Annotated in this window: 15 protein-coding genes; 6 read left to right on the top strand and 9 right to left on the bottom strand. The window is 68.2% G+C overall.

From position 1 onward, the window contains the following. Positions 1–8: 8 nt before the first annotated feature. The gene (locus AMYAL_RS0126365; RefSeq protein WP_245193052.1) at positions 9–980 is read right to left on the bottom strand and encodes a substrate-binding domain-containing protein; all 972 of its coding nucleotides are present in this window, start codon (positions 978–980) and stop codon (positions 9–11) included. A gap of 326 nt (positions 981–1,306) precedes the next feature. Here AMYAL_RS0126365 and AMYAL_RS0126370 point away from each other — a divergent pair, with 326 nt between their 5' ends. After that, positions 1,307–2,437, top strand: a complete 1,131-nt coding sequence (locus AMYAL_RS0126370; protein ID WP_020634267.1) for a CapA family protein — start codon at positions 1,307–1,309, stop codon at positions 2,435–2,437. A gap of 72 nt (positions 2,438–2,509) precedes the next feature. Here AMYAL_RS0126370 and AMYAL_RS0126375 read toward each other — a convergent pair whose 3' ends face one another. Next, positions 2,510–3,535, bottom strand: coding sequence for a family 2 encapsulin nanocompartment cargo protein polyprenyl transferase (locus AMYAL_RS0126375; protein ID WP_020634268.1), 1,026 nt, complete (start codon positions 3,533–3,535; stop codon positions 2,510–2,512). 449 nt (positions 3,536–3,984) lie between these two features. Between AMYAL_RS0126375 and AMYAL_RS0126380 the strand changes: the two genes are divergently transcribed. After that, the gene (locus AMYAL_RS0126380) at positions 3,985–4,749 is read left to right on the top strand and encodes a bestrophin-like domain (RefSeq protein WP_020634269.1); all 765 of its coding nucleotides are present in this window, start codon (positions 3,985–3,987) and stop codon (positions 4,747–4,749) included. 4 nt (positions 4,750–4,753) lie between these two features. Continuing rightward, entirely contained in the window at positions 4,754–6,019 is a 1,266-nt protein-coding gene (locus AMYAL_RS0126385) for a DUF6923 family protein (RefSeq protein WP_026467462.1), read from the top strand. A gap of 1 nt (position 6,020) precedes the next feature. On the opposite strand, the gene AMYAL_RS0126390 is transcribed toward AMYAL_RS0126385, so the two are convergent. Then, on the bottom strand, positions 6,021–7,037 hold the full coding sequence (locus tag AMYAL_RS0126390) for an autoinducer 2 ABC transporter substrate-binding protein (RefSeq protein WP_020634270.1): 1,017 nt from the start codon (positions 7,035–7,037) through the stop codon (positions 6,021–6,023). A gap of 270 nt (positions 7,038–7,307) precedes the next feature. On the opposite strand from AMYAL_RS0126390, the gene AMYAL_RS0126395 reads away from it, so the two are divergent. Continuing rightward, on the top strand, positions 7,308–7,733 hold the full coding sequence (locus AMYAL_RS0126395) for a DUF4396 domain-containing protein (protein WP_020634271.1): 426 nt from the start codon (positions 7,308–7,310) through the stop codon (positions 7,731–7,733). Between the two features lie 30 nt (positions 7,734–7,763). Here the strand turns inward: AMYAL_RS0126395 and AMYAL_RS50410 are convergent, their stop codons facing one another. From AMYAL_RS50410 to AMYAL_RS0126410, 4 genes are all read right to left on the bottom strand, one after another. After that, positions 7,764–8,036, bottom strand: a complete 273-nt coding sequence (locus AMYAL_RS50410) for a hypothetical protein (RefSeq protein WP_020634272.1) — start codon at positions 8,034–8,036, stop codon at positions 7,764–7,766. Between the two features lie 51 nt (positions 8,037–8,087). Beyond that, on the bottom strand, positions 8,088–8,960 hold the full coding sequence (locus AMYAL_RS46210) for a glycoside hydrolase family 88 protein (protein WP_245193054.1): 873 nt from the start codon (positions 8,958–8,960) through the stop codon (positions 8,088–8,090). 261 nt (positions 8,961–9,221) lie between these two features. Continuing rightward, complete coding sequence (locus tag AMYAL_RS0126405; RefSeq protein WP_020634274.1) at positions 9,222–10,454, bottom strand: hypothetical protein; 1,233 nt, start codon at positions 10,452–10,454, stop codon at positions 9,222–9,224. A gap of 131 nt (positions 10,455–10,585) precedes the next feature. Next, positions 10,586–13,537, bottom strand: coding sequence for an AfsR/SARP family transcriptional regulator (locus tag AMYAL_RS0126410; RefSeq protein ID WP_026467465.1), 2,952 nt, complete (start codon positions 13,535–13,537; stop codon positions 10,586–10,588). Positions 13,538–13,680: 143 nt separating this feature from the next. Between AMYAL_RS0126410 and AMYAL_RS0126415 the strand changes: the two genes are divergently transcribed. Both AMYAL_RS0126415 and AMYAL_RS0126420 read left to right on the top strand, forming a co-directional pair. Then, positions 13,681–14,337 carry an SH3 domain-containing protein gene (locus AMYAL_RS0126415; protein WP_020634276.1) on the top strand — a complete coding sequence of 219 codons (657 nt, stop codon included), beginning with the start codon at positions 13,681–13,683 and terminating at the stop codon, positions 14,335–14,337. 43 nt (positions 14,338–14,380) lie between these two features. Continuing rightward, complete coding sequence (locus AMYAL_RS0126420; RefSeq protein WP_020634277.1) at positions 14,381–15,952, top strand: alkaline phosphatase D family protein; 1,572 nt, start codon at positions 14,381–14,383, stop codon at positions 15,950–15,952. 322 nt (positions 15,953–16,274) lie between these two features. On the opposite strand, the gene AMYAL_RS0126425 is transcribed toward AMYAL_RS0126420, so the two are convergent. Together AMYAL_RS0126425 and AMYAL_RS0126430 are read right to left on the bottom strand one after the other, a co-directional pair. Next, positions 16,275–17,279, bottom strand: a complete 1,005-nt coding sequence (locus AMYAL_RS0126425; protein ID WP_020634278.1) for a winged helix-turn-helix domain-containing protein — start codon at positions 17,277–17,279, stop codon at positions 16,275–16,277. A gap of 144 nt (positions 17,280–17,423) precedes the next feature. Further along, positions 17,424–18,584, bottom strand: coding sequence for a glycoside hydrolase family 88/105 protein (locus AMYAL_RS0126430; protein WP_020634279.1), 1,161 nt, complete (start codon positions 18,582–18,584; stop codon positions 17,424–17,426). Positions 18,585–18,822 lie beyond the last annotated feature (238 nt).

Raw genomic sequence — 18,822 nt, forward strand, 5'->3', positions numbered from 1 at the left:
ACGCGGGATCAGATGCAGTTGACGCCGGCCTGCTTGTAGTTGTCCTTGGTGACGATCTGGGTCTTCGCGATCGTCTCCGGGGGCAGTTCCTTGGAGTTCTTCACCTTGTCCACCAGCAGTCCGATCGCGGTGCGGCCGACCTCGGCGCCGGAGATGAACAACGCCGACTTGTTGCCGGTGTCCTTGCCCGCGGCCCAGTCCTTGCAGGTCAGGTACGCGCCGAGGCCGACGCCGATGATGTCGGCGGCGGGGACGCCCGAGTTCGCCAGCGCGGTCACCGCGCCGGTCTCGTTCTCGTCGTTGCAGCCCCAGACCACCCAGTGCTTGACGCCGGGGTTCGAGCCGATCACCGCGCCGGTGCGGTTCTGCGCGTCCACCGGGGTGTTGTCGGTGCCGACCTCGATCACCGGGACCTGGGCACCGCTCTTTTGATCAGACAGAGTCTTGTCGAAAGCGGCCTTCGCCGCCGAGACGCGGTCCGAGCACACGGTCAGGTCCTGCTTGTAGGCGCTGATGATCTTGGTGTCGGCCGCGGTCCAGCCCGCCGCCTTGAACAGCTTCGCGGCTTCCTTGCCGACCGAATCGCCCATCTGCGAGCCGTTGAAGCCCACGAACGGCGACTTCGTGCCGCCGCCGTCCTTGATCACGTCGTCGGAGGCGATGATCGGGATGCCCGCGCTCTTGGCCTTGTCGAGCACCTGCGGGCCGATGGCCTGGTCCGGGACGACGATCGCGATGCCGTTGGCGCCCTGGGCGAGCGCGGCGTCGAGTTCGGTGATCGCCTTGTTGGCGTCCTGCCCGAGGTTGACGACCTTGAGTTCGACGCCCAGCTCCTTCGCCTTCTCCTGCGCGCCCTGCGCCTGCTCGACGAAGTACTGCTGATCGCCCTGTTTCTGCAGGTAGAACAGCGTGACCTTGCCGCTCGCGGGAGCCTGCTGCTGCGGTGTGGCGGTCTCCTTCCCGGAAGAGCAGCCGGTCACCACGAGACCAGCAATCAAACAAGAACCAACAATGCGCCAAGGCAGGGACCTGTGCGAAGCTGTGGACATCGATTGCTCCCAGGATGAAGCGGAAGAGTGTGACTCGTATTACTAATCACTCTTCCAGGTGACGTCAAGGCGCGATCTGGTCACGAGGAACGGCTGTGGTCGTATTAATCGCCGGTCAGCAGCCGGGTTCGGCGGCGAGTGGTCCTGTGGAACTTGTCCGAAGTTTGTCCGATCGGTGTTGTTGACTTTGGTTGAGTGTCGCGCGCGATTCCCGTAAGGCAGGATGAACAAGACAAGTCACCCGATCGAGGGAACCGATGTTCAGCTCCCGCGCCCGTCAAGGCACCGCCCTCCTCGCCACCGCCCTGCTGCTGGCCGCGTGCAGTACCACCTCCGAGGAACCGAAGCCGCCCGCCGCGTCCGAGGCGCCAACGCAGGCGAGCCAGGCTCCGGACGGGTCGTTCACCGTGGTCGCGACCGGTGACGTGCTGATCCACCCCGCGCTGACCGACCAGGCCAAGGAGGACGGCAAGGGTGAGATCGACTACCGGCCGCTGCTGGCCGGGATCAAGCCGCTGATCTCCGGCGCCGACCTCGGCATCTGCCATCTCGAGACGCCGCTCGCGCCGAAGGGCGGGCCGTACAGCGGCTACCCGTCGTTCAGCGCGCCGCCCGAGATCGTCGACGCGCTCAAGGACACCGGCTACGACAACTGCTCGACGGCGTCCAACCACACGATCGACCAGGGCGCGGACGGCGCGACGCGGACGCTCGACAAACTCGACGAGGCGGGGATCAAGCACACCGGGTCGGCACGTTCGGCCGAAGAGGCGAAGAAGCCGCTGATCGTCGACGTCAAGGGCGTTAAGGTCGCCCAGATCTCCTTCGCCTACGGGTTCAACGGGATCAAGGTTCCCGCGGGGAAACCCTGGCTGGTCAACCAGATCGACGCCGAAGACGTGATCGCCCAGGCCAAGGCTGCCCGGAAGGCGGGCGCCCAGGTCGTCGTCGCGAGCCTGCACTGGGGCACCGAGTATCAGCACGAAGCGACCGCCGAACAGCGCTCACTGGCGAAGAAACTCCTCGGTGACGACTCGATCGACCTGATCATCGGCCACCACGCCCACGTCGTGCAGCCCTTCGAGCAGATCAACGGCAAGTGGGTCGCCTACGGCCTCGGCAACAGTGTCGCCCGGCATTCGGAACCGAAGGGCTCGACCGAACAGGGCGCGGCCGCGCGGTTCCGGTTCGTGCGGGACGGCGAACGCTGGAAGGTCGACAAAGCCGAGTACGTCCCGACCCTGGTCCAGCTCGGCCCGCCGATCCGGTTGCTCGACCTGACCGCCGGGCAGGCCGGGAACGCCGGCGCGGAAGCGCTCAAGGCCACCGACGAGGTCGTCCTCAGCCGGGGAGCCGGTGAGCGGGGGCTGACCCGCCTCGGACGCTGAAACCTTCCGCTCTGACAGCGAGTGGGCCGGGCCGCTTCGACCGGCCCACCCGCTGCTTTTCCGCGCCCGTCTTCAATACCGTCGCCGCACCACCAGTTTCGCGAGGGCCGCGAGCTCGGCGCCTGGGCGGGGCACCGGGTTCGAGACGGCGAGGTGGTGCAGCGCGCCGGTCAGGAGCGCGTCGGCCTGCTCCTGGCTCCAGGACCGGCCGCCCGCCCGTTCCACCAGTTCCGCCGCGTGGGGCAACTCCGCGGCTTCGAGGTTTTCCTTGCGGTACAAGGCATCCAGTTCTCGCCCGGCTTCGGTCCCGGAGTGGAGCGCGGCCACCACCGGCAGGGACTTCTTCCGGTTGGAAAGATCCGAATGGACCGGTTTCCCGGTCACCGCCGGATCGCCCCAGATCCCGAGGAGATCGTCGATGTGCTGGAACGCCAGCCCGAGTGCCCTCCCGTACTCGGTCAGCCGGTCGACCTGATCCTGCCTCCCTTCCCCGGCGATCGCGCCGAGCGTGCAGGACGCCCCGAGCAACGCGCCGGTCTTCCCCTCGGCCATGCGTACGCATTCGGCGGTGTCGACGTCACCGCGTTCCTCGAACTTCAGATCCGCGCTCTGGCCCTCCAGTAGTTCGATCACGGCCGTGCTCAGCACCCGCAGCGCGGTCTGCCCGAACGGGGCCAGCATCTCGAAGGCCCGGCACAGCAAGGCGTCCCCGGCGAGGATCGCGGCGCCCGTGCCGAAGATCGTCCACGCCGTCGGGCGGTGCCGCCGGGTGGTGTCACGGTCCATCACGTCGTCGTGCAGCAACGAGAAGTTGTGCACCATCTCCACCGCGACCCCCACCGGGACGGCGACTTCGGCGTCGCCGCCGACCGCCTGCGCCGACAGCAGGGCGAGCGCGGGACGCAACGCCTTCCCGCCGTCCGAAGTGGATGGACGGCCGTGCTCGTCCCACCAGCCGAAGTGATAACCGGCGATGAGCCGCATCGATTCCGGCAGCCCGTCGACGGCTTCGCGCAACGCCGGATCGAGCAGGTTCCGGCTCCACGCCAGTACTTCGTTCGCGGGCCGGGAGCCGATGCGGGTGTCGATCGTCGTCAACGGATTCCCCTTCAGACTTCGTGAACTGCTGTTAGCACAATTCGCGGATGCCCAATTCGAGCGGGCGGACGCAACGTCAACATAGCAAGCGGTAATGCTCGGACAAACAGCTCGATCGGGTCTCGGGAGAGGTTCACCTGTTTGCCGGATTGGCCCGGACGCGGCAACCGATGACGGCCGTTCGGGCTACGAAACTGCTCGAAATGTCGGTATCCGACCCGGTGATGACGTCACGTGGTGGATCCTCACTCGGTCGTGAAGGCGGGCTCGCCGACCGGTGACGCGCCTTTTCGGTGCGTGTCGGAATTCGTTTCGCGATATGAGAAGTTGGGCCGAGCCGGTGATGATCCACTTTCACTTATCCGCCGCAGGTATGAATTGATTCAACCGGTCTTTTCGCTTGTCGAAGCGTGAACTAGGTTCAGCAGTCATCGCAGGGAAGGAGTCGAATGGGTATTTACCTGACCGGCATCGCCTGGGTGGTCGGCGCGGCGGCCTTCGCCGGATTCGTCGGCTACCTCGTCCGCAAGTTCGGCTGGGACGAGGGGCGGCCGGACAACAACGACGCCGCGGGCCAGGTGTTCACCATCGTCGGCGGGTTGCACGCCGTCCTGGTCGCGTTCATCCTGATCTCCCTCTTCGACTCCGCGAGCGCGGCGCGGGACGGCTCGTACCACGAGGCGGACAGCCTGGTCGCCGCGGTCTGGGCCGCGGATTCCCTGGGTGACGAGGTCAAGGTCGAGGTCCGGAAGCTGAGCGCGGAGTACATCTCCACGGTCGAGAAGAAGGAGTGGCCGCAGATGGCGGGCGGCGAGGAGACCGTCTCCGGCGCCGGCTGGACGCAGCTCGACCAGCTGCGGAAGGCGGTCGACAAGGCCCCTTCGGACGACGACTGGTTCCGTGAGCGGAAGACCGAGGCGTCCACCCAGCTCTGGCAGGTCTACGAGGCGAGGCAGGCCCGGCTCAACGCCGTCGAGGGCGGCAAGGTCGGTGGTGTCGTCTGGTTCGCGCTCATTCTCGGCAGCCTCATCTCGGTGCTGCTGCCCAACCTGTTCGGTGGCACCCGGCTGGCCGCGCATCTGGTGATCGTGTCCACCCTTGCCGGTACGGTCACCCTGCTGTTGTTCGCGATCTACCAGCTGCAGAACCCGTTCGGCGGCGGGGTACGGATCCCACCCGACGCGTTCACCGCCGCGCTGGCAAGGCTCACCTGAACCGGTGAGCACTGTGGACGGGGTGACACGGGCGGCGGCGACGGCGGCCGTCGCCGGACTGGTCGGCGCGTCGGCGCTGCTGGCCCCGATGACGGCGCGTGCCGCCGAGTCTTGCCTGGTGGTGCAGGCGGAGACCGGCTCGTACGGGACGTCGAAGCTGCGGTGGCTCGATGTCGGCTCGGGAACCACTTCGCGGGTGACCGAACCGGGCTACCGGCTCAACGCGCTCGGTTACTCCGCGACACGGGATCTGGTCTTCGGTGTCGCCGAAGGGCTCAGCCGCGGCGCGCACGCGGTGTCGATCGACCGTGACGGGCGGACCGAGGACCTCGGCCCGATCACCCGCGCCGGGAACCGGCTGCCGCTGTGGAGTCCCGTCGCCGGGGTGACCGCCGGCGCGATCGGCGGGAACTCCTGGTACCTGCTGAGGAACGGCACACTGTACACAGTGGACTTGACGCCGGGGGAGCGGTACCTGCGGGTGATCAGGACGGTGTTCCTGCGGCCGATCACGCTCGCCCACGACGTCAACGATTTCGCGTACCACAACGGACTTCTCTACGGCGTCTCCACCACTTGGCGCGGAAGAGGCGCGGTGATCACGATCGACCCGGCGTCCGGCAAGGTCCGTGAAGTCGAAGACGCCCGGTTCCCGCCTGCCGACATCTACGGTTCCGTCGTGCTCGCCCGCGACGGTGCCCTGTACGCCACGGCGAACCGGATCGGCGGGCGCAGCGTGCTGTACCGCCTGGACCGCGGCGGGCAGGTGACCGAGGTGCTTTCGGGTCCGCCGCTGGCGGGTTCGGACGCGGCGGGCTGCCTCACCGCGCCCGAGCCGCCGGAACCGGAGCCGCCCAAGCCGACACCCACTCCTACTCCGTCCCCGACGCCCACACCTACCCCGTCACCCACTCCGACTCCGAGTCCGTCACCCAGTCCGACGCCTTCGCCGAACCCGAGTCCTAGCCCGAGCCCGACACCGAGCCCGAGCCCGACACCGAGCCCGAGCCCGGCACCGAGTCCCACGCCGACGTCCTCACCGAGGCCGTCACCAACGCCGTCACCAACGCCGACTTCGATGGCCAAAGTGATTCCGCCGCCCGCTCCCGTGCCGAAGCCGTCCCGTGCGGCCGCGCCCAAGCAGGAGAAAGCGGCGGCGAAGGCCGATCCGCACGCGCGCACGAAGGAGAAGCGGCGATGGGGGCTGACCGCGCTGGTCCTGATCCTCGGCGGGGGAGCGGCGGCCGGTGCCGTCCGGCGGGCCCGGTGAGTCAGTACTTGAACTGGTCCACGTTCTCGCGGGTGATCAGCAGCGGGTCACCGAGCAGCACGGTCTTCCGGTCTGCCTCGTACTTGATCGCCGGGAGTTCGAGGTTGACCTTGTTCGACGGGCCGAGCGGTTTGCCCTCGGCGATCTGCTTGCCTGCCCAAGCGGTGAGGTAGCCGAGTGACTCGACGTTCCACAGCACCGAAAGCGACGCGGAACCGTCCAGAAGGTACGGCTTGATCGCCGTCGGCGTCCCGACGCCGACGGTGAAGACGCGGCCGATCTTCTGCTGCGAGCGGACCGCCTCGGCGACCCCTGGCGCGGACGTCGTGCACTCGCCGACCAGGCCGGTGAGATCCGGGTACTTGCGCATCAGGTCCTTGGCCAGCGCGGTGGCGTACTCCTTGTCTTCACCGGCGTAGACCGTCTCGACGAGCTGCGCATGGGGATACTCCGTAGCGGTATACGCACGCTGAACGGCGATCCACGCGTTGAGGTTCTCTGCCGTCTCGCCGCAGGAGACGATCGCGTACTTGCCCGCGCCGCCCATCTTCTTCATCAGGGCGTCGGTGAGCGCCTTGCCGATGCCCTCCGGGGTCGCCTGGTTGACGAAGAGTTCGCGATCGGTGCCGGGCGCGTCGGTGTCCGAAGTGATCACATGGACGCCCTTGGCCCGCGCGTCGGTGATCGCCGGTGCGATCGCCCTCGGGTCGTTCGGGGCGATCGCGATGACGTCCACCCGCTGGTCGACGAGGCCCCGCATGATCGAGACCTGCGCCGCGGGGTCCACCGTGGCCGGTCCGGTCGAGGTCCATTCGACACCGAGCTGCTTGGCAGCGTCGTGCCCGCCGGTGTTCATCGCCTCGAAGTACGGGATGCCCGCGACCTTCGGCACGAACGCGATCCGGATCGGCTTGGCCGTCACCTCGGCAGGCGCGTCACCGCCGCAACCGGTCAGCCCGAACACCATGCCCCAAGCGAGCACGGCGGCGACGACGAGCGTCTTGGTCGGCCCTCGCATCTCCACCCCATAGTCACGGAACCACTTGAATCAGCCGATCGGTCTGCGCGCGGTGGAGACCTCCGGGCGAAACTAAGGTCTTCGGTTACGCCGGTCAACCGGATGAGCGCAAAGGGTTACGGAAGTGAGTTCATCGACCTGGGCCGATTACCGGGTCGGCCTACGCAGGTGACGGTGAGCGACCGGGAGACGGGGATCACCGCGCCGCATATACGGGTGGGGGGTATATTTCCCCGCATGAACGAGACACGGCATGGAGCAAGCTGGTCGATGGCCGCGTCGGCGACCCTGCACTGCCTCACCGGCTGTGCGATCGGTGAGGTCCTCGGCATGGTGATCGGCACGGCGCTCGGCCTGCACAACGCGGGGACGATCGTGCTCTCGATCGCGCTCGCCTTCGTCTTCGGTTACGCGCTGACCATGCGCGGCGTGCTGAAGTCGGGCCTCGCGTTCGGCGCCGCGCTCAAGGTGGCGCTGGCCGCCGACACGGTGTCGATCGCGGTGATGGAGATCGTCGACAACGGGGTCATGGTGGTGGTGCCGGGCGCCATGGACGCCGGGCTCGGGAGCTTGCTGTTCTGGGGCGCGCTGGCGTTCTCGCTGGCCGTCGCGTTTGTGCTGACTGTGCCGGTGAACAAATGGATGATCGGACGCGGACTGGGCCACGCGAAAGTCCACGCGCACCACGCTCACTAAACGCCAGTCCTTCACGGACTTGGGCTGGAGCTAAACAGCCGAGAGGCCGATCGCCTTGTCGATCTCCTTCGGCATCAGCACCCGCAGGATGCCTTCGAGCAGGTAGTAGTCGCCGTAGGGCAACGAAACCTCGACACCGTCCTCGGCGGGACGGTTTCGCGTGCCCCGCGCCACGATCGCCTCGGCACGGGCGGACTTCGTGGTCAGGCAGGTGTCGCACAACGCGGTGAGGATCCGGATCGCCGCCTCGCGGTACTGCGGCCGGTTCGCGGCCTTCGCGAGGTCGAGCAGGCCGCACGCCATCACGGCGCCGGCGGAGGAGTCCTTGATGTCGTGCGGCGCTTGCGGCGCTAGCTAGTCCCACACCGGGACGTTGTCCGGGGTCAGGGCGCGGAGCGCGAAGTCCGCCAGGCGCTGCGCGGTCCGCAGGAACAGCGGGTCGCCGGAGCGCCGGTACATCGTGGTGAAACCGTAGATCGCCCAGGCCTGACCGCGTGACCAGCAGGACGCCGGACCGTAGCCCTGCACGGAGTTCGGGCCGATCTCGGCGCCGGTGTCCGGGTCGAAGTCGAACACGTGCGGGGTCGAACCGTCCGGGCGCACGAAGACCCGTTCCGTGGTCTTCGCGTGCGAGACGGCGATGTCGAGGTACTTCCGGTCGCCGGTCTGTTCGCTCGCGAAGGTCAGCAGGTCCAGGTTCATCATCGTGTCGACGATGACCCGGCCGGCGTTGCCGGGGGTGCCGAGCGCGCCCCAGGCCCGGATGAACTTCCCTTTTTCGTTGTAGCGCTGGATGAGTGACGCGGCGGCGTTGAGCGCGCCGGTGCGCCATTTCCCGTCGCCGGTGAGCCGCCAGCCGGTCACCCAGGACGGGTAGAACAGGAATCCGAGGTCGTGATCGCTCGTCTCGTACTGGCGCGGGGCGAGCTTTTCCGCGGACGCCGCGGCGAGGGCCCGGAATTGCGGATCGCCGCTGTAGATCGACGCGAGCCACAAAGTGCCGGGCCAGAAACCGCCGATCCAGCCGCCCTTCGCGGAATAGGTCCATTTCTCGAACCGGGTGATCTCCGGAAAGGTCGTCACGCCCGGCGCGACGGCTCGCAGCTTGGCCACCGCGTAATCGGCCGTCCGGCGGAAAGTCCTTAGCCCGTCGGCTTCTTCTGTCGCCGCGGTGGCGGCCGGGGTGATCGCCGTCGCCGCGACGGCGGCACCGGCAGCGGTGGTCAACAGGGTTCGCCGGGAAACGCTCACAACGCCCGCCATTCGTCAGTGGGAAACGCGTGACGGGAGTTTCGCACGACGATTCCAGGCTTGTGAAGACCATTCATGGTTGTGAATAGAAGGGCTCACTCAGCGGGACGGATATTCGCGTTGTGCCGGAACACGTTGTCCGGGTCTGCACCGCCCGGCGCAAGGTTTTCCCATGCCGTGAAAAGGGCGAAGGCCCGGCGGTATGGGGTCCGCCGGGCCTTCGCGTTCAGGGGGTGACTAGCACTTGGGCGCCACCGGCAGATCCGAACCGGTCTGCAGGTAGGTGTCGGAAATGTAGTGTCCGGGGCCGATCCGGTCCCAGATGTTGCTGGTGCCGAATTTGCCGGTGACGGTGTCACCCTCGACGTAGCATTCGATGTTGACCTTGGCGTAGTTCGCTGCGAGGCCCTTGATCGCCGCGCTCGTGCTCGCCGACGCCCGGACGTTCATCGGGTCGCCCGCCGTGCTGACGACGCCGGTCGGGCCGGAGCCGATCCACAGGTAGGAGACGTTGACCCAGCCGTTGTCGGTCATCTTCAGGCCGTCCCAGAAGGTGCCGTCCGCGAGGTCGATACCCGCCGGGTTCGCGGGCTTGCGGCCGAACTCGTCCTTGCCGCCGTTGTAGCCGTCCTGGTACGCGGCCTGCGCCTCGGGCTTGCCCTGCGGCAGGTTCTTCCACATCTGGCGGGTGGCCGACGGGTTCCAGTAGTCGTCCTTGGTGTTCCACGGGCCGACGTCCCACACCGGCGCGTACTCGCAGCGGCTGTTGTCGGTGCGGCAGATCCGCACGGTGTAGTTGCCGGTGTTCTTCGGCGCGAGGCCGCGGCCCGATGGCAGGGCGACGAAGTGGTCGCGGGACTTGATCACGTGCCCGTTGGCGGTGGTGCCGCCGACGAGACCTTCGCGGGTGCCGAAGACCTTGTACGTCAGCGGGGCGGCGGCCGCGCCGATCGCGTTGACCTGCGGGCCGAGTTCACCCTGGAGGGTGACGTCGCTGACCTTCGCGGTCACGCCGTCGGTCAGGGTGCGCAGTCCGATGCGGACCTGGACCGTGGAGACCGAAGTGGACAGCTGGGCGGCGCCGCCTTCGGTGGGCGTCCACTCCGTCCAGTCGTTGGAGTTCAGCTTGCCCCGGACGTCGACCTCGACCTCGGTGCCCTTCGGCGCGTCGGCGGTCACCTGGGCGGTGACGCGGTTGACCGGCTTTCCGAGCTGCTGCTCGGCCAGCAGCAGGTAACCCTGGCTGCCGATGGAGTCGGGTTTTCTGTGCCAGGCGGCGTTTTCCAGGCTGAGCACGCCGCCGTCGCTGCGGACGTTGACGTCGTCGCCATCCACAGTGGACAGGTCGGCGCGCCAGCTTCCTTCGGGCGCCGCGTTCGCGGGGCTGGGGGCCAGTGCGGTGACCGCCCCCGAGGCCAGCACGGCCAGCACGGCCGCCATCACACGGCGGGCCTTCACGGTCCGGACCATTCCGGTCTCCCTTCGAGCACTCTCGGTTGCTACGAATGGAGCTTCGCCGGGACCTGTACACGATCGATACAAAGCAAGTCGGCACCCGGTCGCGTCACGTACACGCGATCAGGTGCCGACTTGGCGAAGGGTCAGGCGCTGGCGGAGTCGCCGTAAGAGGCTTCGGCGGACTCCTGCAGCCGTGAGGCGAGCGCGGATTCCTGTGGCCGCGCGGAAAGTTCCCGCCACAACGCCAGCGCGCGTTCCGAATACGTCCGTGATCGTTCGGGCTGGCTCAGTGCCTCGTGCAGTTCCCCGAGCAACTGCGACACCTCCGCCTCGGACCGGCGGTCCCCGTTGCGCCGGTGCACGCTCAGCGAATTGACCAGCAGCAGCTGCGCGTGGGCCAGATCGCCGCTGTGCAGATACAGCTCGCCGAGGTTCTGGTTCGCGTAGCCGACGCAATGGTCGTCGCCGAGCTCGTTGAAGATCGCGATCGCGCGGTCGACCCGTTCCCGCGCGCCCGCGAGGTTGCCCTGATGCTGCCGCAGCATCGCGAGCCGCTTCAACGCGTGCGCCTCCCGATGCCGGTCCCCGATGTCCGCCGCCTGTTCGAGCGCTTCGGTGAACCAGTGTTCCGCGTCGGCGAACCGGCGCCGCGCCAGCCAGACCGCGCCGATCGCGATCCGCGCGACGGCCTCGCCGTGCGGATCACCGGCCGCCGAGAACTGGTCGAGCGCGGCGTGACAGTGCTCCAGCGCGACGGTGTCCTCGCCCTTGATCCGCAGCACGGTGCCGAGCCCGGCCAGCGCGATCGCCGCGCCCCGCGCGTCGCCGATCTTGTCGAACAGCAGTTGCGACTGCTCGAACGCGACCAGGGCCTCGGCGTAGCTGTCCTGGTACAGCTGGACCTGGCCGAGGTTGCGCTGGATGATCGCCTCCCCGCGGATCTCTCCGGACCGGCGGGCGGCGGCCAGCGCGACGGCGTGCGTGTGCAGCCAGTCGTCCTGATGCCCGCGCTGGTCGAAGTACGGCGCCAGCGCGGCGGCGAGCCGCCAGGCCAGCCCGTCGAAGCCGAGTTCGGCGGCCAGCGAGACCGCGGCGACGCAGGTGTGCCGCTCGACGGCGAACCACGCGGCCGGATCCTCGACCAGCTGCCCGGTTCCGGGCGGGAGAACGGGCTGGACGGCCGTGTCGTCCCGGTAGAGCCCGAAGAAGTGGATCGGCATCCGGTCCGCCGCTTCGAGCGCGAGCGCGAGATATCCCTCGAGTACCCGTTTCGTGGCGTCGTGCGCCTTCGCCGGGATGTCGTGCGCGCGCAGTTCGGCGGCGTAACACCGCAGCAGGTCGTGCAGCCGGTAGCGGGGTTCGCCGGTGCCGTCCGAGCCGAGGAGATCGACCAGGTGGGCGTCCACCAGCACGTCGAGGACGTCGTCCGCGTGCGCGCGGCCGAGCAGGGCCGCGACCACCCAGGCGGGGAACTGGACCGAACCGAGCCCGCCGAGACCGCGGAACGCGCTCGCCGCCGACATCGGCAGGAGGTCGTAGCTGAGCGTGACACTGGCCCGGACGGCCAGATCGCCGACACGGAGTTCGTCGAGTCTTCGTCTCTCGTCGCGCAATCTGTCCGCCAGTACGCGCAGCGTCCAGCCCGGCCGGTGGGTCAGCTTCGCTCCGGCGACCCGGATCGCCAGCGGAAGGTAGCCGCAGTGGCGCAGGATCGCCGTCGCGGACTCAGGCTCCGCAGTGACCCTGTCGGCGCCGACGATGCCTTCGAGCAGCTTCGCGGCTTCGGCCTCGGGCAGGAGGTCGACGTCGACCGGGGTGGCCCCGGCCAGATCCGGCATCCGCACCCGGCTGGTGATCAGCACCGCGCAGGCGCCCGCGCCGGGCAGCAGTGGTCGGACCTGCGCCGCGCTGCCGGCGTCGTCGAGGACGACGCACATCCGCAGCGTCGCCAGCCGGGATCGCAGCAGCGCCGCGCGTTCGGGCAGATCACGCGGCAGCCCCGCGTCGGGGACGCCCAACGCGCGGAGCAACTCGGCGAGCACGGTCATCGGCGGCCGGGGCGAGGACGACGTCCCGGCGAGATCCACGTGCAGCTGACCGTCCGGGAAATCGTCCCGGACCGCGTGCGCCACCCGGATCGCGACCGAGGACTTGCCGATCCCCGGCGCTCCCGAAAGCACCGCGATCGCGGGCTTCCCTTGTTCGCGACGGTCGCGGAAGAGGCCGACGAGTTCGCCGACCACCTCGTCGCGGCCGGTGAAGTCCGGCAGGTCCAGCGGCAGCTGGCAGACCGGTGCCGCCGGCCTGGCGAGGGCGACGGCCACGGCGTCCTGCGCCGGGGAAGGCGTCAAGACCAGCGAAGCCCGCAGTTCCCGCAGCCGTGGCCCCGGTTCGGTGCCGAGTTCCTCGGCCAGTACCTTTTCGGCCGTTTCGTAGGCTTCGATCGCGTCGGCGGTGCGGCCGTCGGCCCGTAACGCGACGATCAGCTGCTGCCAGAGTTCCTCGCGCAGGGGATGCTCGGTGACCAGGCCGCGCAGTTCCGCGACGGCCTCGGCGGTGCGGCCGAGTTCGATCCTCGCGCGCAGCCGTTGTTCCTGGACCGCGAGCCGCGATTCCGTCAGCCGGGCCACGGTCGCGCCCCAGCCATGGTCGTGGGGGAGCCCTTCGAGTACCTCCCCGCGCCACAGCGCTTCGGCCTGATCCAGCAGGCCGAGGGCGGATTCGGCGTCCCCGTGGCCGAGCGCGTCCTGTGCGCGGGCGGCCAGCTCGCCGAACTTGATGTGGTCGATCTCCCCTGGGCTGGCTTTGAGGATGTATCCGGATGCCCGGCTGCCGATGCGCTCCCCGAGTCCGGGGTCGTGGTCGGCGAGCCGCTTGCGGAGTGAATGGACGTAGGTGCGGATGTTCGCCGCCGCCGAACGGGGTGCCGACGAGGGCCACAGGACCTCGATCAGCAGTTCGGTGGAGACGACGACGTTGGGCTGGAGCAGGAGAGCAGCGAGCAGCAGACGTGGTTTGGGGCCGCCGAGCGGCACCACCTGTCCGTCCACCGCCACTTCGAGCGGGCCGAGAACGCGAAATCCGAGAATAGTCACCTAAACCGCCAATACGGCAGGAGCCCCATATCCGCCGATAATATTGCCGTCCCGCCATGGTTGGCTAGATCCATTTGCATGCTTGTGCAGACGCCCGGTCCGGTTTGTACGTGATGTGTACGACTCCGGTCGACGCTGACGCCATGAAGCGTTCAAGTGTCCGGCGGCTCGCCGGTTTCTTTCTCGTACTGGCGACGGCGGGCGCCTTGGGCCTCGCCGGAGCGACTCCCGCGCTGGCCGCGGCCACCGGGACGGTGAAGACGGCGGGTGATCCGCTGAACGTGCGCCGCGCCCCGAGCACGTCGTCGTCCGCGGTGCGCACGGTCGCCAACGGCGCCTCGGTGACCATCGACTGCCAGACGATCGGGACCGAGGTCACGGGTCCCTTGGGCAAGACGACGTTGTGGGATTACGTGCCCGCGCTCGGCGGCTACATCTCGGACGGTTACGTCTACACCGGCTCGGATCAGCGGATCGCGCCCGACTGCGGGGTCGGCTCCGGCAGTGCCGAATGTTCCACCGGCGTCTGCGCAGGCGAGGGCCAGTTCCGCTCGTCGGACGCGCATTTCCTGGTCTACGACAAGGACGCCGACGGCAAGTCCGCCGTGGTCGCCTACTGGCTGAAGGGCGGCGCCGGCCCGTTCTACGTCTGGGCTTCCGGCGGCAACGGCACACACGTCGACAAGGCCGTCCCGGTCGCGAAGGGATCGTGGGTCTATTACAAGGTCTGCGTCGCCAACGCCGCCGCGAATCCGACGCTCGAAGCGTGCAGTGGCGGCCTCACCGATTACGCCGCGTGAAATCCCTCCCCGTTCTTTCCCCACTTCGAAAGGTTGAATTCTCATGGGTCAGGTGAACCGGCGGGCGGTACTCCTCGGTGGAGCAGCGGCGGTTTCGGCGGCGGCCTTGTCGTCGACGGTGCCTTCGTGGGCGAACGCGAGAACCTTGGCGGCGGCGCCCGCCATCCGCGACCCGTTCCAGCTCGGCGTCGCCTCGGGTGACCCGCTGCCGGACAGTGTCGTGCTGTGGACGCGGCTCGCTCCCGCCCCGCTGAACCCCGACGGTTTCGGCGGCATGCCGGACGCTTCGTACACAGTGGACTGGGAGATCGCGAACGACCAGGCGTTCTCCTCGGTCGTGCAGAACGGCACCGCGACCGCGGCCCGCGCCTCCGGGCACAGCGTGCACATCGAACCGGCAGGGCTCGAAGCGGGACGTGAATACTTTTACCGGTTCAAGACCGGTGGCTACATTTCGCCGGTCGGCCGGACCCGGACCGCTCCCGCCGCCGGCGCCGCGGTCAATCAGCTGAAGTACTGCTTCTCCTCCTGCCAGCACTGGGAGGAGGGCTGGTACCACTCGTACAAGGGCATGCTCGCCGACAACCCGGAACTCGTGCTGTTCCTCGGCGACTACATGTACGAGAAGAAGTCCGGCCGCGCCGCCGCCGAACGGAATCCGCGCCACCTGGCCTTCACCGAAGACGTGACGACGCTGGCCCAGTACCGCGCCCGGCACGCCCAGCACAAGACCGACGCCGATCTGCAGAACGCGCACGCGATGGCGCCGTGGATCGTGGTCTTCGACGACCACGAGGTGATGAACAACTGGAACGGCACCACCAGCCCGGCCACCGCCGACCGCAAGGCCGCCGGATTCCAGGCGTTCTACGAGAACATGCCGATCCGGTCCACCGCCAAGCCGAGCGGCTCGACGATCCGCCTGTACCGGCAGTTCGGCTGGGGCAACCTCGCGCGGTTCCACATGCTCGACACCCGGCAGTACCGCAACGCGCAGGTGCCCGACCCCTCCGGTTCGGCCGGTCCCTCGTGCACCGACATGCGGTCGACGTCACGCAGCATCCTGGGCACCGCGCAGGAAGCGTGGCTGCTGAAGGCGCTGGAGACACAGCCTGCGAAGTGGGACTTCCTCGGCCAGCAGGTCTTCTTCGCCACCCGTGACGGTGACGGCAACAAGGCCACCTGTGAGAGCCCCGATTCCTGGCAGGGTTACGAGGCTTCGCGCGACCGGATCGCGAAGGGCATCGTGGACCGCAAGGTGCCGAACCCGATCGTGCTGACCGGCGACGTCCACCGGCACTGGGCGGCCGATCTGCGCCGCGACTACTTCAACCACAGCGACCCGGTGTTCGGTTCGGAACTGGTGACGACCTCGGTCACCAGCAACAGCGACACCGCGACCGATCCGTCGTCGGCGTGGCTGTCGAACAACCCGCACATCAAGTACTGCCGGGGAAAGCGCGGTTATGTCCGGGTGACGGCGTCGCAGACGCAGATGCGGGCCGACTTCATGACGGTTTCGGACACCACCGAGTACGACTTCTCGAAGGTGACCCTGGCCGCGGACCGCAGCTACGTCGTGGAAGCCGGGAAACCAGGACTGCAGAAGGCCTGAACCCTCGTGAGCCGCGTTCGGAAGTCCGTGAAGGCCTCCTTGAGGGACTCAGAGTCCCTCAAGGAGGCCTTCACGGACCTGCCACCTGGGGCACGGCGTAGCCCATGGGAAGGGTTGCGAAAGCCACTTTCGCAACCTTCAACGTTGCGAAAGTGGCTTTCACAACGCCGCTTCCGCCAGTCTCACGCGAGGCCACGCGCTCGCGGGTACCGGCGTCGGGTGTCTGGAAACCGGTGTCGCGAAAGCCACTTTCGGGACACCTGACGTCGCGAAAGTGGCTTTCGCGACACCTCAGGCGGGATGGACGCTTTCAGCCCACCGCTCACGAGAGCAGGTCGACCAGGGCGTCACCGCGAGGTGTCCGGACCACGAGGACGACCTGACCCTCGCGGTGCCGCTGGATCAGGCCCGCCGACACGAGCTGCTCGCAGTGATACGTCGCGGTGCTCGCGGCGCAGGACAGGAGATTCGCGATCTCCCCCATCCGGGCGGGTTTTCCCAGATGACGCAACAGTTTGGCGCGGTGGGCGCCGACCACCAGGTCGAGCCCGTCGACACCGGGGGGCGTTTCGTTCCTGCCGTTGTCGAGCAGGCCGTCCAGACCCGGCAAGGGGTAGCCGATCCAGATGGCGTCCTCTTCGTCGAAGTTGGACACCGCCGACCGGCAGCCGGCGAGCATCGGGACGAGGATCAGCTTGCGGCCGCGGGTGGTGTACCGGGCCGGTTCGGCGTCGGGCAGCAGCAGGGAACCGTTGCTGAACCGGAAATGGGGCCGCAGCAGGCCGAGTACCGCGTCGGTCCCGCCGCGGACGTAGGCGACCCCGATCCGCTCGATCTCGCGGTCGAGCAGGGGACGGGCCTTGGTCCACAGGTTTTCGGTCGCCACCCTGGTCGCGGTGAAGGCGTCCGCGAGTGAGGCGACCCAGCGTCTCGGATGGTCCGCGGCCTGCCGCCACTGCGCGGGTAATCGATCTCCGAAGACCTCTTCGAGGCCTTTCAGGATGTCGGTTTCCGTCAGGTCGCGCAGCATTTCCGACTGCGCGGCGGCGGAGGAGTCCTCGCCGGGACTGATCGGAACGATGAAGTCCGGCTGTACCGAGGTGCCCCGCCGGGCGAGCGCGCTCGCCGCGCGGTACCCCTGCTCGGGGATCGCCGAGCCCACCTGGCGGCGCCAGGGGGCGGGCAGGCCGCGGTCGTACCCGCCGACCACCTCGACGAGCATCGAAACCAGCGAGACGTGCGGAGAAACCGTCACACCTACCGGGATCGTGCTGGTGTCACCGAGTTCGAGCCGGGTATAAGAAGCCTGGGGCGGCGTCTCGCGCATCCGGTCGTCCCTCCTGGGAGTGGGCGTCGCAGCACGCGATGTTAGCGCCTCCCGTCAATACCCGGCACTGCCCCCGAAAACGACCGAAGGACACTTTCCCCAGGTGGAGCGCGGGGAAGGTGTCCTTCGGCCGGTGCGGCGACCTCAGCGGGCGAGCTGCTCATTCATGATGAGGAACGCGCCGAGACCGTGGAAATCGTTGGTGTTGCGTTTGCGCCCGTAGTAATACGCGGAGTCGCCGACGTTGGTGCCCTCGGAGATGTTCGCGATGTCGGTCAATCCGTCGGGACCGGTCGAAACCTGGGATAAAACCCCGCGATAGCCCTTCGCGGCCACCGGGCCGTACTCCGCGCCGATGTGGCCGCGTTCCACCGCGCGGGAGAGCAGGAACGTGTACATCGCCGAAGCCGAGGTCTCCAGCCAGTTGTCCTTGTCGCCCGCCCGGTCGACGACCTGGAACCAGCGGCCCGAGGCCCGGTCCTGCCAGCGGGTGTAGCCCGCCGCGAGGAACCGGACGATCTCGACGAGACGCCGCCGTCGCGGATGTCCGGCCGGCAGGATCTCGAGGAGGTCGATCGCCGTCATGCCGAGCCAGCCGATCGCGCGGGCCCAGTGGAACTTCGAATGCCGTCCGGCGCCGGTGGCCCACGGTTCCGAGCCGTCCTCGTCGTAGGCGTGGTAGAGCAGGCCCTTGCCGGGTTCTTTGAGCCGGTCGAAGTACACGATGACGTTCTTCGCGGCTTCTTCGTGGCAGTAGCCCGCATCGCCGAAGGTCGTGCCGTACAGGGCGAGGAACGGCTGCGCCATGTACACGCCGTCCGCCCACAGCTGCCCGGTCTTGCTCGTGGCGTGGAACATCCCGCCGTCGGACGTCCGGGGATAGGACGGGAACCGCCGGCGCAGCTGGTCCGCCGCGGTCTTGTACTTCGCCTGCCCGGTTTCGGTGTACAGCAAGGGGAACATCTGCCCGGACCGCATCGCGTCCAGGTTGGTGAATCCGTTCGAGATCCCGCTTTCGGTGACGAAACGGTCGTACCAGGCGAGGATGTAGTCGAGGTAGGACTTCTCGCCGGTGCGCCGGTACACCAGGTACTGGCCGTAGAGGTAGAGACCTCGGGTGTAGCCCCAGCCGCCGAGGGTGGCGGGGGTCCAGCGTTTCATCGTCGAGTCGACGACCGCGCGCGACCAGTCGGCCGTCGCCGCGGTGGCCACGCCGGGCAAGGCGAGCGCGCCGAGGGCACCCGCGGTTCCCGCCAGCACCGTGCGCCGCGAAAGGCGTGCCGCGCGAAGAGGATCCAGTGGCATTCGAGGCCCTTCCTGCGCAGGGGGAGCGGTGGCCGGGATGCCGATCCGCCGTCCGTCGGCATCCCGGCCAGCTGTGGGGCGACCGCTGCCGCCGGGCTGAACTTCCTTGCGGGACAACGTTTACTCGCCTTCGCGACGGCGAGTCAAGAGAGATCCGATCTCTTGGGTCATATATCAGATATGCCACTCGAATGGCCGTTCCCGGTGCACGGGACGGTCCCGGTGGGCGGCATGCCCC

Source organism: Amycolatopsis alba DSM 44262 (assembly GCF_000384215.1).
In the GTDB taxonomy this organism is placed as follows: Bacteria; Actinomycetota; Actinomycetes; order Mycobacteriales; family Pseudonocardiaceae; genus Amycolatopsis; species Amycolatopsis alba.

Bases quoted from the DNA above. Each gene is read 5' to 3' on its own strand.
- AMYAL_RS0126370 (WP_020634267.1), top strand. From the start codon at position 1,307: ATGTTCAGCTCCCGCGCCCGTCAAGGCACCGCCCTCCTCGCCACCGCC.
- AMYAL_RS0126380 (WP_020634269.1), top strand. From the start codon at position 3,985: ATGGGTATTTACCTGACCGGCATCGCCTGGGTGGTCGGCGCGGCGGCC.
- AMYAL_RS0126390 (WP_020634270.1), bottom strand. From the start codon at position 7,037: ATGCGAGGGCCGACCAAGACGCTCGTCGTCGCCGCCGTGCTCGCTTGG.
- AMYAL_RS0126395 (WP_020634271.1), top strand. From the start codon at position 7,308: ATGGCCGCGTCGGCGACCCTGCACTGCCTCACCGGCTGTGCGATCGGT.
- AMYAL_RS50410 (WP_020634272.1), bottom strand. From the start codon at position 8,036: ATGGCGTGCGGCCTGCTCGACCTCGCGAAGGCCGCGAACCGGCCGCAG.
- AMYAL_RS0126405 (WP_020634274.1), bottom strand. From the start codon at position 10,454: ATGGTCCGGACCGTGAAGGCCCGCCGTGTGATGGCGGCCGTGCTGGCC.
- AMYAL_RS0126415 (WP_020634276.1), top strand. From the start codon at position 13,681: ATGAAGCGTTCAAGTGTCCGGCGGCTCGCCGGTTTCTTTCTCGTACTG.
- AMYAL_RS0126420 (WP_020634277.1), top strand. From the start codon at position 14,381: ATGGGTCAGGTGAACCGGCGGGCGGTACTCCTCGGTGGAGCAGCGGCG.
- AMYAL_RS0126425 (WP_020634278.1), bottom strand. From the start codon at position 17,279: ATGCGCGAGACGCCGCCCCAGGCTTCTTATACCCGGCTCGAACTCGGT.
- AMYAL_RS0126430 (WP_020634279.1), bottom strand. From the start codon at position 18,584: ATGCCACTGGATCCTCTTCGCGCGGCACGCCTTTCGCGGCGCACGGTG.